The following is a 13,422-nucleotide window of genomic DNA, read 5'->3' as shown; positions in this document are numbered from 1 at the left end:
CGTTCCAGATAGTCAATTTTTGCCGAATCTGCGCCACGAATGGGCAATTTCCCATATCCGATGGGCTGTTTGATCCGACGCGTTTGGCTTATCTTGGGGCCTTCATATCCAGGCCGGATGTCTGCCCTCCAGTTGCGGAGCCTTTGCGTATCATGACCGAGACCATTTCCTCCGTGCCGAACGCACCACGTGCGCCCAAAGCGCCGAAAATCTCCTTCGAGTTCTTCCCGCCGAAGACCGAGGAGATGGAGCGCAATCTCTGGGAGACCATCAATCGCCTGGCGCCGCTGACGCCGAACTTCGTCTCGGTCACCTACGGCGCCGGCGGCTCGACCCGCGAGCGCACCCATTCGACCATCACCCGCATCCTGCGCGAGACCGATCTGCTGCCGGCCGCGCATCTGACCTGCGTCAGCGCCTCGCGCGGCGAGATCGACGACATCGTCGACCGCTATCATGAGGTCGGCGTCCGTCACATCGTCGCGCTGCGCGGCGATCCGCCCGGCGGCATCGGCACGCCCTACTTCACCCATCCGGACGGCTACCAGAGTTCGGCCGAACTCGTCACCGGGATCAAGAGGCGCCACGCCGACATCGAGATTTCGGTGTCCGCCTATCCCGAGAAGCATCCGGAAGCGAAGGATTTCGACGCCGACATCGACACGCTGAAGGCCAAGGTCGACGCCGGCGCGACGCGCGCGATCACCCAGGTGTTCTTCGACAACGACCTCTACCACCGCTATGTCGACCGGGTGCGCGCGCGCGGCATCGAGATTCCGATCGTGCCGGGCATCATGCCGATGCACAATTTCAAGCAGGCGCGCAATTTCGTGACGCGCGCCGGCACCAGCGTGCCGGACTGGCTCGCCGAGAAGTTCGAGGGCCTCGACAACGACGCCGAGACTCGCAAGCTGGTTGCCGCCACCGTCGCCGCCGGCCAGGTGCAGAAGCTGTTCAAGCACGGCGTCGACACCTTCCACTTCTACACCATGAACCGCGCGGACCTCGTGTTCGCGATCAGCCACCTGCTCGGCATCCGGCCGAACGGTGCCCAGAAAGCTGCCTGACACATGTCCGTTCCCGTTTCCCCCAAGCGTAACGCTTTGCTCGCGGCTGCCCGCGAGCGCATCCTGGTGCTCGACGGCGCCATGGGCACGATGATCCAGGGCCTGCAGTTCGACGAAGCCGCCTTCCGCGGCGCGCGGTTTGCGGACTTCCACCGCGACATCAAGGGCAACAACGATCTACTGATCCTGACCCAGCCCGATGCGATCACGGACATCCACGCCGCATATCTGCGCGCCGGTGCCGACATCGTCGCGACCAACACCTTCTCCTCGACCTCGATCGCGCAGGCCGACTACGACATGTCGGACCTCGCCTATGAGCTGAACCTGCAGGGCGCCCGCCTGGCGCGCACCGCCGCCGAGCGGGTGAGCGCCGAGGACGGCAAGCCGCGCTTTGTCGCCGGCGCACTCGGCCCGACCAACCGCACCGCCTCGATCTCGCCCGACGTTTCCAATCCCGGCTATCGCGCGGTGACCTTCGACGATCTGCGCAAGGCCTATGGCGAACAGGCCAAGGGCCTGCTCGACGGCGGCGCCGATCTGCTGCTGGTCGAGACCATCTTCGACACGCTGAACGCCAAGGCGGCGCTGTACGCGATTTCCGAGATCATCGAGGAGCGCGGCATCGACGTGCCCGTGATGATTTCCGGCACCATCACTGACAAGTCCGGCCGCCTGCTCTCCGGCCAGTTGCCGGAGGCGTTCTGGCATTCGGTGCGGCACGCAAGGCCGATCACGATCGGCTTCAACTGCGCGCTCGGCGCCGAGGATCTGCGCGCGCATATCGCCGATATCGGCCGCGTCGCCGACACGCTCGTGTGTGCATACCCGAACGCCGGCCTGCCCAACGAATTCGGCCAGTATGACGAGACGCCGGACTACATGGCGCGGCTGATCGGCGAATTCGCGGCCGCCGGCCTCGTCAACATCGTCGGCGGCTGCTGCGGCACCACGCCCGACCATATCGCGGCGATCGCCAAGGCGGTCGCCCCGCACAAGCCGCGCGTGGTGCCCGAGATCGCACCGCGGCTCAGGCTCTCCGGCCTCGAGCCGTTCACGCTGACCGACGCGATCCCGTTCGTGAATGTCGGCGAGCGCACCAACGTCACCGGCTCGGCGCGCTTCCGCAAGCTGATCACCGCCGGCGACTACACCGCCGCGCTGCAGGTCGCGCGCGACCAGGTCGAGAACGGCGCCCAGGTCATCGACGTCAACATGGACGAGGGCCTGCTCGATTCCGAAGCGGCGATGGTGACGTTCCTCAACCTCGTCGCCGCCGAGCCCGACATCGCGCGCGTGCCCGTGATGGTCGATTCCTCGAAATTCCACGTCATCGAGGCCGGCCTGAAATGCATCCAGGGCAAGCCGATCGTGAACTCGATCTCGCTCAAGGAAGGCGAGGAGAAGTTCATCCATGAGGCGACCGTCGCCAGGCGCCACGGCGCCGCCGTGGTGGTGATGGCGTTCGACGAGACCGGCCAGGCCGACACGTTCAAGCGCAAGACCGAGATCAGCAAGCGCGCCTACGACATCCTGGTCGACCGGCTCGACTTCCCGCCCGAGGACATCATCTTCGATCCGAACATTTTTGCGATCGCGACCGGCCTCGAGGAGCACAACAATTACGGCGTCGACTTCATCGAGGCGGCGCGCTGGATCCGGGCGAACCTGCCGGGCGCCCACATCTCCGGCGGCGTCTCCAATTTGTCGTTCTCGTTCCGCGGCAACGAACCGGTGCGCGAGGCGATGCACTCGGTGTTCCTGTATCACGCGATCCATGCCGGCATGGACATGGGCATCGTCAATGCCGGGCAGATGATCGTCTACGACGACATCGATCCCGAGCTGCGCCAGACCTGCGAGGACGTCATCCTCAACCGCGATCCCGGCGCCTCCGAGCGGCTCTTGGCGCTGGCCGAGAAATTCCGCGGCAAGGAGAAGCAGACCAAGGAGCAAGATCTCGCCTGGCGCGAATGGCCGGTCGAGAAGCGGCTGTCCCACGCGTTGGTGCACGGCATCACCGAGTTCATCGAGCAGGACACCGAGGCCGCCCGCCAGAACGCGTCCCGTCCGCTCGACGTCATCGAGGGGCCGCTGATGGCCGGCATGAACGTGGTCGGCGACCTGTTCGGCGACGGCAAGATGTTCCTGCCGCAGGTCGTGAAGTCGGCCCGCGTGATGAAGCAGGCGGTCGCCTATCTGATGCCGTTCATGGAGGAGGAGAAGGCGCGCAACCTCGCCAACGGCATCACCGGCGGCCGCAACGCCGCGGGAAAGATCGTGCTCGCGACGGTGAAGGGCGACGTCCACGACATCGGCAAGAACATCGTCGGCATCGTGCTCCAGTGCAACAATTTCGAGGTCATCGACCTCGGCGTCATGGTGCCTGCCAACAAGATCATCGAGACCGCGAAGGCCGAAGGCGCCGACATCATCGGCCTGTCCGGCCTGATCACGCCCTCGCTCGACGAGATGAGCTTCCTCGCCGGCGAGCTGCAACGGCAGGGCATGAACCTGCCGCTTTTGATCGGCGGCGCCACCACGAGCCGCGTGCACACCGCCGTGAAGATCGACCCGAACTATCCGGGCGGCCCGGTCGTGCACGTCAATGACGCGAGCCGTGCCGTCGGCGTTGCCTCCTCGCTGCTGTCGGCCGAGAGGAGGCAGGCCTACGCCGCCGAGGTACGCGCCGAATACGCAAAAATCTCGACGGCGCATTTCCGCGCCCAGGCCGACAAGAAGCGGCTGAAGCTTGGCGAGGCCCGTGCCAACAAGGTCGCGATCGATTTTGCGGCGGCGCCGCCGAAAAAGCCGGCCTTCTTCGGGCTGAAGAGCTTCGACGCCTACGATCTCGCCGAGCTCGCCGACTACATCGACTGGACGCCGTTCTTCCAGACCTGGGAGCTGACCGGCCGCTTCCCGGCGATCCTCGACGACCCCAAGGTCGGCGAAGTCGCCCGCTCGCTCTATGCCGACGCGCGCAAGATGCTGAACACCATCATCAAGGAGAAGTGGTTCACCGCCCGCGCCACCGTCGGCTTCTGGCCGGCGAACGCCGTCGGCGACGACATCGAGGTCTATGCCGACGAGACGCGGAAGCAGAAGATCGCGACCTTCCATACGCTGCGCCAGCAGCTCGAGAAGCGCGAGGGCCGCTTCAACGCCGCGCTGTCCGACTTCATCGCGCCGAAAGAAACCGGCATCGCCGACTATATCGGCGGCTTCGTCGTCACCGCGGGGATCGGCGAGGATGCGGTCGCCGACCGCTTCAAGAACGCCAATGACGACTACTCCTCGATCCTGTGCAAGGCGCTGGCCGATCGCCTGGCCGAAGCCTTCGCCGAACGCATGCACCAGCGCGTGCGCAAGGAGTTCTGGGCCTATGCGCCCGATGAGACCTGGTCGGCGGACGAACTGATCCTCGAGAAATATGACGGCATCCGCCCGGCGCCGGGCTATCCGGCGCAGCCCGACCACACCGAGAAGCGGACGCTGTTCGCGCTGCTCGATGCCGAGAACACCGCCGGCGTGAAGCTGACCGAGAGCTTTGCGATGTGGCCGGGCTCGTCGGTCTCGGGCCTGTACTTCTCGCATCCCGAAAGCTTCTACTTCGGCGTCGGCAAGATCGAGCGCGACCAGGTCGAGGACTACGCCACGCGCAAGGCCATGACGGTCGCCGAGATCGAGCGCTGGCTGGCGCCGGTCTTGAACTACATCCCCTCGCAGGACGGCGCCAAGGGATCGGCAATCGCGCCCGCCGCAACGCCCGCCAACGACGCGGAGCTGGCCTCGCATCCGCAGGGCTGCACCTGCGCCGTGCATCTCGCCTGGCGCAAGAAGAAGGTGGGGGCTGGGTAGGCCTCCTCGACACGTGTCATCGCCGGGGTTGACCCGGCGATCCATCTTCAAAAACACTTCTGAAGATTGATGGATGCCCGGGTCAAGCCCGGGCATGACGTATTGGAGTGCCGTAGCCCGGATGCAGCGAAGCGTAATCCGGGATAGACTGCGACGGAACGACGGACCGGCCCCGGATTTCGCTTGCGCTTCATCCGGGCTTCTGTAACGGGCCTTGGTTAGTCAATCCCTTTTCGCGTCATCCACTCGCCGGGCACTTGCTTCTGTACGGGATCGGCGCGAAGGCCGTCGCCTGATGGGGTGCATTGAGGAGCCGGCCGGCCAATCTACGGATTGCGTGGTCGTGAGCCACTTCCCGGATGGCGGCCTGACCGGATCCATCGTCCCAGCGGAGGGACTTCGCTCGGGGAGAGCCTGGTGTCGTGGCCCGCCCGGAACCGATTGCTGCTCCTGGCTAGATGGCCTTGGTCATCGGGTTGAACGGTTTGGTGTCGGCGAGCATGCGATGCAGGATCACGGCGAGCTTGCGAGCCAGCGCTACCTTGGCCTTGCGCATGCCTGCGCGCCGGGCGATCCGCATCGCCCAGCTCTTCAATGCCGAGCAATTCTTGACCGGCTTGGTCAGCATGACGTGAGCTGCCTGGTAGAGTGCCTCGCGCACGGAGGCATCCCCGATCTTGCTGATGCGGCCGGTGTAGTCGGTCTCACCGGACTGGTACTTCTTCGGGGTGAGCCCAAAGTGGGCTCCCGTGGCCTTCGAGGAGCGGAAGCGCTTCGGGTCGTCGATCGCCGCGGCATAGGTGAGCGCCACGATCGGACCAACGGACGGCGTTGTCATCAGGAGCTTGGCGGATGGATGCGTCCTGGCGAGCTTCTGGGTGTGCTTGTCCAGGCTCTTGAACTCCCGCAGCAGCACCGCATGGGCTTGGAGCAGCGCCGCCGCGACCAACTCCAGTCCGGGATGGCCGGTCACGAGCTCGCGGATGCGTCCGGCGAACGTGCGCTCGGTGGTCGCACCGACCTTCAGGCCAAAACCGCGAAGTATGCCGCGCAGGCTGTTCTCGACATCGCGAAGCTTGGATTGCAGCAGCTTGCGCGCCGTCAGGATGGCGCGGGTCTCCTGCGCCGCGACCGACTTGCAGTGCACCGGCCGGAACCAGCCGAGCCGCATCAACTGCGCGATCCGGCGGGCATCGTTGCGGTCCGTCTTCACCGGCATCGACTTGAAGGCTTCGCGAACGTGCCGCGTTTCCAGCAGCTCGACCGCAAGCCCTGCGTCTCGCAGACCCGCATACAGCCATTGCGACAAGGGGCCTGCCTCCAGCCCGATCCGTTCCAGTACCAGACCCAGCGACCGGAACCAGGCGATCAGCGCCGCCGGCTCGCTCGCAACCTTCGTCTCGCGCAAAATCTTGCCTGTCCCATCGACAAGGCAAACGCTCGAGCATTCCAAAGACACGTCAATTCCTGCATAGTGGTACATGGTCGTCCCTTAATGATGCTTGGAGCGGGCTTGCCCGACTCCGTTGAACACCATCAGTTTGAGGGACGACCGCCTTCCAACCAACAGGCCGCTCGCGAGCGCGCTTCCAAATTGCGCCGTAGCGAGCGGGCGGCCGGCCCGTTACCCCATCTACGGGTCTGGATAGACAGACCTTTCTTCCCTTCTCCCCTTGTGGGAGAAGGTGTCGCGGACAAAGTCCGCGACGGATGAGGGGTCTCTATCCGCGGAGACAGACCCCTCACCCGTCCGCGATGCCTTGCATCGCGTGGGACCCGTCCGCGATGCCTTGCATCGCGTCCACCCTCTCCCACAAGGGGAGAGGGGAAGAAATGCGGGGTGCACTCCATGCAGTTCTTCTCGTTCTGGCGCTCGCTGGCGAGCTTTCGGGTGCGGGTCGCGCTCAACCTCAAGGGCGTCGCCGCCGACGTCGTCTTCGTCGATCTCGATGCGGACGCGCATCGCACCGATGCCTACCGCAAGATCAATCCGCAGATGGCGCTGCCGGCGCTGGTGACCGACGACGGCACGGTGCTGTTCCAGTCGCTCGCGATCATCGACTGGCTCGACGAGACTTTTCCGACGCCACCGCTGCTGCCGGCGGATGCGCTCGGCCGCGCCCGGGTGCGCGGGCTGGCGCTGATCGTCGCCTGCGAGGGCCATCCGCTGCTGACGCCGCGGGTGCGGCGCTATCTCGACCGCGAGCTCGATCTGCGCGACAGCCAGCAGAACGCGTGGCGGCGGCACTGGACGGTCGAGACGCTGGCGGCGCTCGAGGGCCACCTCGCCGGCCACAAGGCGACCGGCCGGTTCTGTCACGGCGATGCGCCCACCCTTGCCGACATCTGCCTGGTCGGCCACGTCACGGCGGCGATCAACCAGCAGATCAGCCTGTCGCCCTGGCCGACCGTGAAGCGCATCCACGAGACCGCCATGGCGCTGCCGGAATTCGCCAAGGCGCATCCGTCCGCGCAGCCGGATACACCGGAAGCGATGCGGCCGAAGTAGTTTGCGGACGCGCTGCAAAGGACAGGCAGAGACGCAAACGTGTGCGCGGTTCTCTCGATCGTCGTGCCGGCGAAGGCCGGGACCCATACTCCGCGGCAGTTGTTGTGGAGGCGACTCGTCGTTGCAGCACTGCTCAACGATGACCATCGGTGGTTATGGGTCCCTGCTTTCGCAGGGACGACACACCGAATGTGTGGCGTCGTCTGTGACACACTTCCGCATTCTCGCGACATGATTTGTCCGAGTTTTGTCTTTCTTTTCCGCCCTCTCTTGAACAGACGGCGCAGGGAAAGCCGGGTGCCGATCGCACCCATGGGCCCCGAGCAATGGGTAGAAAGAGGAAGCCTGCAGGGCGTGCTCACCTCACGCTCGCCATGTTCCGACCGATGCGATCCCTGACCGTCTGCGCGATCGCCGCCGGCGCTTCGTCGGGGATCGCGAAGCACGAGCTCGCGTTGATCTCGCAGAGCACGTAGGTGTCGGCGCCATCAGCATCGCGTGGACCGTAGAGGAAATCGGCATCCCAGATCACCGGCAGCGACGTCTCATCGATCGTCAGCGCGGCCATCATTTGCGGGATCCATTCGTCCTCCATCAACCTTCGCAGTGCCTGGAATTGCGGCGCATCGGGGCCGTGCATGATGCGCGGTCCGGGTTGGGCTTCCGGAGAATCCGGGCCTTGCGGGGGCGGCGGGATCAGGGCCTTGATCAATTGGTGCCCGAAGCCTGCGACCTTCGCTGCGCTGACATAGCAACGGATCATGCCCTCGGGCAGGCGCGGCTGGAAAGCCTGATCGATGATGCAGCCGCCCCAGCCGAAATATTGCTCGCAGCGCGCCATGAAGTCTGCCAGCGGCATCTCCTCCGGCTGGCTGCCGCGCAGCGCATGCAGCACGCGAATCGTCGCGTCGGTCTTTGGCACGGTTTCCACCTTCCAGACGCCCTGCCCGCCATTACCGCGGTTCTGTTTGAGCACGCGCGGACCACCCGCGCGCAAGCGCGAGGGAAATTCGGCGCGGAACGCATCGACCGTCGCGTATCGATGGGTGTCGGCGCCCCAGCCGAGGTGACGCGTCCGGTACAGCACGTCCTTGACGCCCATCTTGAGGATGACGTCGGGATGCGCGCTGACCCATGGTCCCTTCGCCGCGACCTCGCGCAGCAGCGGATCGAGGGCGGCGCGCGTCTTGCCCTGATGGATCGGATCGACCCAGACCAGAACGCCGTCCATCGTCAGCAATTGGTCGCGAACGGCATCGGCGAATGTCTCGTCATAGACGACGGGAACGGCCGCGATGCCCGAAGCGGCGAGCGCTTCGAAGACGCGGACGAAACGGCTGTTTTGTGGGGTCGCCTCCCGGCGCGACGCGGCGTCGCCACGCGACAGGATGGCGATTTTGCAACGACGATTTTCGGAACGAAGACGTGTGTGTGGTTGGGTGTCCATGTGAAAGCTCCACGACGGTGAATGTCGCGCAGAGCTTGGACCGAGGTCTCACGGGGAGTCTGCCTTGTCCCCTTGGGGCAAATCTAGACCACCGCGCGCAGGTTTCAAGATGGAAGTGGGGCGAAGCGGATCAGGCCACGATCCCGGATCACGCCGTGATCCCGGATCAGGCCGTGATCCCGTGCAACCCGAGCCAGCCCGTGTAGAGGCCGACGAGCACGATCAGCGCGGCCGACACGTAGGGGGCGCGATGGGCAAAGCGGCTGAAACCGGCCCAATGACGTTCGACATGACGCAGGCTGAGCGCGGCCGCAACACCGGCAGAGACCATGGTGAGCGCAAGCCCGATGCCGAAGCAAAGCACCAGCACGAAGCCGAGGCTGAACTGCTTGAGCTGGAGACAGAGCAGCAGCACGGTGATCGCCGCCGGACACGGAATCAGCCCGCCGGTCAGGCCGAACAGGATAATCTGCCATGTCGTGACGGTGCGTCCGGCAAAGCGCTTGCGGATGTCGGCGGCGTGCGCGCGCGCATGCGCGTCGTCCTCGTCGCCGAGATTCATGTGCGCATGGTCATGCTCCTCGAACAGGACTTCCACCATGTCCGCGCGCACCGAGACGCGCGCCTTGAAGGCATGCGGCTCCGGAATTTCGTCGATGCTTTCCAGATAGCCGTCCCTGTCGGCGAAGCGAAAGCGTTGCTCGCTGCCGTCGGGGCGGATCGTCACGACGTCAACGTCGCCGGCCGCCGGCAGCGCTCCGGCCTCGCTTCGCAACCGCCAGCGCGGCGGCACGCCGTCCTCGAAGACCTCGAGCGACAGCGATTGTCCGGCCAGGACCAGCTGGCGCGTTTCGTCGTGATGATCGTGTTCGGCAGCCTGCTCGCGCCAGGTGCGCCAGGCCATCCAGGCCGCGATCGCGATGATGATCACCGCCGAGGCCAGTTGCAGCCAGGCTTCGCTGCGTTCTCCGGACCATTGCTGGCCGAAGTGAAGCCCGGCGAGCGCGACCAGCCAGACGATGGCGGTGTGCGAGATCGTCGCCGCCACGCCGAGCAGCGCCGCCTGCACCACCGTGCCGCGGATCGCGATGATGAAGGCCGCCATCATCGTCTTGGAGTGGCCGGGCTCGAGCCCGTGCAACGCGCCGAGCAGGATCGCACTGGGCACGAACAGCCATGCATGGGCACTGCTCTGCTGGAGCAGCTGAGACAGGTCGGTCATGGCGCTCACTTCAAATAGGTACGAACGACGTCGATCAGGTCCGCGGCGCCCTGCGCCTTCTCCGGATCCTTTTCCCGGGCAGGATCCACGACGTGGTGGCGGATGTGATCCTCGAGCAATTCCGCGGTTAGCCCGTTGATGGCGCCGCGGACCGAGGCCACCAGCATCAGCACGTCGGCACAACCAATCTCGGACTCCAGTGCGCGCTCGACGGCCTCCAGCTGGCCCTTGATGCGACGAACCCGGCCGACGAGCTTGGACTTGTGCTTGATGGTATGCGACATGAAAGTAATATAGGGGGGTATCCTATATTGGTCAACCATGCTGTCGGCCAACCGGGCGCGCATCGAGACATGGCGGCGGGATGTCAGCGGCGGGCGTCAGCCCATGCTGCCAGGCATGAAGCAGCGCGCCTTCGGATGACCGTCTATGTAATAGGGCCACACGATGGGTCGGCCGGACAGGTTCGGCCCTGGCACGACGGCTTCGTTGGGTACGTCAACCCACTCGCCATCGATGCGCACCCGATAATGGCCGTTCCTGGTTTCCCAGTCGACGTCGTCGATGTGCTGCGCATCCGTGCCATCGCAGCAGGGACCCTTGCTGCTATGCAAGCCCTCATACCAACCGTTCAATTCGGGGTGCTGGTGATCGTGGGCGAGAGCGCCGCCGGTTGTTGTGATGAGCAGCATAACGAGGGCAACAGGCGTCGCATGCCAACAATGACTGTCCATCAATCGGCATTGCTCCAATGAATGCAGGCGGGAGCGCGACACGTTCGCGGTGTCGGCATCTACCTGAGTTGGTCCCTGCCACCGCGCAACTCGGCAGCGAATTGTATGTTCCTATTCGCAACTCGCCGGAGATGGAGAGGTGACCCCATCGGCCTGATCCACGAATGCTTGTTCCAAGCTGCGCGATGAAGTTTTCGTGACTGTCGATCGGCGGTAGCTGCGGGATTTGGCAAAGTCAGGTTGACAGCCCGGAGATCAGGGTTTTTGATGTGGCTACGGGGATGTGCGATCTCCCCGCGAGGCGACATGCCCAAGAATCGCGTCCTGTCACCAAGGGCGCACCATGTCGTCATACACATCGATCTCATCAGAAAAATTGTCCCGTCTCATCGGCACGGCGAAGGCGCCGACGCTTGTCGACGTTCGTCTCGATGAAGACTTCGCCGCCGATCCGCGCTTGATTCCGGGCGCGGTCCGCTACTCCCATCTCGACGTCCAGGACTGGGCTTCCCGTTTCACCGGGCAGTCCGTGGTCGTGATCTGCCAGAAGGGACAAAAGCTTTCGGAAGGCACCGCCGCCTGGCTCCGCTGCAGCAACATCGCGGCCGAGATTCTCGAGGGCGGCCACCTCGGCTGGCGGGAAGCGGAGCTACCGACCGTTCCCGCCGACAAGATTCCGAAACGCGACGGGCGGGGCCGCACCGTCTGGGTGACGCGATCGCGGCCGAAGATCGACCGCATCGCCTGTCCATGGCTGATCCGCCGCTTCGTCGATCCCGCGGCCATGTTCCTGTTCGTCACATCGGCGGAGGTCGAGGCGGTCGCCGAACGGTTCGACGCCACGCCGTTCGACATCGAGAACGTGTTCTGGAGCCATCGCGGTGAGCTCTGCACCTTCGACGTGATGGTCAAGGAATTCGGCCTCGCGACGCCGGCGCTGGAGCGGCTCGCGACGATGGTGCGGGCGGCCGATACCGCGCGGCTCGAGCTTTCGCCGGAGGCGCCCGGGCTGCTCGCCGCCTCGCTCGGCCTGTCGCGCATGTTCGACGACGACCTCGAGCAGTTGAGCGCCGGGCTGCTGCTCTACGACGCCTTCTACCGATGGTGCCGCGACGCGACCAAGGAGACGCACAACTGGCCGACCAGCAAGGTGAAGCCATGACCGACGTCGCAACGACAGCGAAAGCGCGCGGGCATGAACCCGCGCACGGCATCTCCTTCAACGAGGCGCTGCTGGTCTGGATACGCGTCGCCATCCTGAGCTTTGGCGGACCGGCCGGCCAGATCGCGGTAATGCATCGCATCCTGGTCGAGGAGAAGAACTGGATATCCGAGGGGCGTTTCCTGCACGCCCTCAATTACTGCATGCTGCTGCCGGGGCCGGAGGCGCAGCAGCTGGCGACCTATATCGGCTGGCTGCTGCATCGGACGCTCGGCGGCATCGTGGCGGGCGGGCTGTTCATCCTGCCCGGCATCTTCGCCATCATGGGCCTCAGCTATATCTACGCGGCGTATGGCAATGTCGGGTTTGTCGAGGCGCTGTTCTTCGGCCTGAAGGCGGCGGTGCTCGCCATCGTGATCCAGGCCGTGGTGCGGGTCGGCAAGCGCGCGCTGCGCAACCGGGTGATGATCGCGCTCGCGGCGATCGCCTTCGTCGCGATCTTCTTCTTCGCCGTGCCGTTTCCGCTGATCGTCGGCGCCGCCGCGATCATAGGGCTGGTCGGCGCACGCCTCGGCCGGAGCGAATTTGCGGCGATCGAGCATGGCGGCAAGAATTCCGCCGTGATCGACAGCATGCTCGGTGAAGCGGTGCCGGACCATGTCCGTCCCAACGCATCGCGCACTTTGCGGGTCGGCGCCATCTGGCTCGCGCTCTGGCTGGTGCCGGTGTTCGCCCTGCTGATTGCGCTCGGGCCCGGCGACGTGTTCACCCAGATCGCGATCTTCTTCAGCAAGATGGCGATGGTGACGTTCGGCGGCGCCTACGCCGTGCTTGCCTATGTCGCGCAACAGGCCGCCGACTATTATCACTGGGTCAGCCCGCGCGAGATGCTGGACGGGCTCGGCATGGCCGAGACCACGCCCGGACCGCTGATCATGGTGGTACAGTTCGTGGGCTTCATGGCCGCGTTCCGCGAGGCAAGCGGGCTGTCGCCGATGTTGGCCGCCACCCTCGGCGGGTTGCTCGCGACCTGGGTGACGTTCACGCCGTGCTTCCTGTGGATCTTCGTCGGGGCGCCCTACATCGAGGCGCTGCGCGGCAACAAGGCGCTGGCGGGCGCGCTTTCGGCGATCACCGCCGCCGTGGTCGGCGTGATCCTCAATCTGTCGATCTGGTTCGCGCTGCACACGCTGTTCCGGCAAACATTCCCTGTGCACGGGCTAGGCCTGTCGTTCGACGCGCCGGTGCCTGCCAGCCTCGACTGGCCAGCGATGGCGCTGTCGATCGCCGCCGCGATCGCGATCTTCCGCTTCAATGCGGGGATGCTCAGCGTCCTCGCCGCCTCCTGCATCACGGGCGTACTGCTGCGCCTTGTCGGCATCATCTGAGCGGAACGGCGCGCAGCTTGAGAACCTGGGGCAGC

At 65.2% G+C, this 13,422-nt stretch carries 10 protein-coding genes; 5 read left to right on the top strand and 5 right to left on the bottom strand.

Features of this window, described 5'->3' with window-relative positions; genetic code table 11:
* The first annotated feature begins 152 nt into the window (after positions 1–152).
* Together metF and metH are read left to right on the top strand one after the other, a co-directional pair.
* Entirely contained in the window at positions 153–1,067 is a 915-nt protein-coding gene (gene metF, locus ACVMB1_RS37800; RefSeq protein ID WP_057016102.1) for a methylenetetrahydrofolate reductase [NAD(P)H], read from the top strand.
* A 3-nt stretch (positions 1,068–1,070) separates the two neighbouring features.
* The gene (metH, locus tag ACVMB1_RS37795) at positions 1,071–4,925 is read left to right on the top strand and encodes a methionine synthase (protein ID WP_076824861.1); all 3,855 of its coding nucleotides are present in this window, start codon (positions 1,071–1,073) and stop codon (positions 4,923–4,925) included.
* Positions 4,926–5,379: 454 nt separating this feature from the next.
* On the opposite strand, the gene ACVMB1_RS37790 is transcribed toward metH, so the two are convergent.
* The gene (locus ACVMB1_RS37790; protein ID WP_057016162.1) at positions 5,380–6,408 is read right to left on the bottom strand and encodes an IS110 family RNA-guided transposase; all 1,029 of its coding nucleotides are present in this window, start codon (positions 6,406–6,408) and stop codon (positions 5,380–5,382) included.
* Between the two features lie 366 nt (positions 6,409–6,774).
* Here ACVMB1_RS37790 and maiA point away from each other — a divergent pair, with 366 nt between their 5' ends.
* Positions 6,775–7,434, top strand: a complete 660-nt coding sequence (gene maiA / locus ACVMB1_RS37785) for a maleylacetoacetate isomerase (protein WP_076832309.1) — start codon at positions 6,775–6,777, stop codon at positions 7,432–7,434.
* A gap of 358 nt (positions 7,435–7,792) precedes the next feature.
* On the opposite strand, the gene ACVMB1_RS37780 is transcribed toward maiA, so the two are convergent.
* The 4 genes from ACVMB1_RS37780 to ACVMB1_RS37765 form a co-directional block, all read right to left on the bottom strand.
* Complete coding sequence (locus ACVMB1_RS37780; protein WP_076832313.1) at positions 7,793–8,881, bottom strand: Cj0069 family protein; 1,089 nt, start codon at positions 8,879–8,881, stop codon at positions 7,793–7,795.
* A 166-nt stretch (positions 8,882–9,047) separates the two neighbouring features.
* Positions 9,048–10,103 carry a nickel/cobalt efflux transporter gene (locus tag ACVMB1_RS37775; protein WP_057016098.1) on the bottom strand — a complete coding sequence of 352 codons (1,056 nt, stop codon included), beginning with the start codon at positions 10,101–10,103 and terminating at the stop codon, positions 9,048–9,050.
* A gap of 5 nt (positions 10,104–10,108) precedes the next feature.
* A complete protein-coding gene (locus ACVMB1_RS37770) occupies positions 10,109–10,387 on the bottom strand; it encodes a metal/formaldehyde-sensitive transcriptional repressor (protein WP_016847064.1) in 279 nt (92 codons plus the stop codon).
* Positions 10,388–10,483: 96 nt separating this feature from the next.
* Positions 10,484–10,795: a hypothetical protein gene (locus tag ACVMB1_RS37765; protein WP_028334652.1), complete on the bottom strand. Its 312-nt coding sequence runs from the start codon at positions 10,793–10,795 to the stop codon at positions 10,484–10,486.
* Positions 10,796–11,180: 385 nt separating this feature from the next.
* On the opposite strand from ACVMB1_RS37765, the gene ACVMB1_RS37760 reads away from it, so the two are divergent.
* Both ACVMB1_RS37760 and chrA read left to right on the top strand, forming a co-directional pair.
* Entirely contained in the window at positions 11,181–11,999 is an 819-nt protein-coding gene (locus tag ACVMB1_RS37760) for a chromate resistance protein ChrB domain-containing protein (protein WP_076832316.1), read from the top strand.
* On the top strand, positions 11,996–13,387 hold the full coding sequence (chrA, locus tag ACVMB1_RS37755) for a chromate efflux transporter (RefSeq protein ID WP_076832318.1): 1,392 nt from the start codon (positions 11,996–11,998) through the stop codon (positions 13,385–13,387). Before ACVMB1_RS37760 ends, chrA begins: the two co-directional genes overlap by 4 nt.
* Positions 13,388–13,422 lie beyond the last annotated feature (35 nt).

The organism is Bradyrhizobium sp. USDA 4504, from assembly GCF_054063995.1.
Note: the sequence above shows the minus strand (reverse complement) of the source record. Positions and strands in the feature narration are given on the sequence as shown.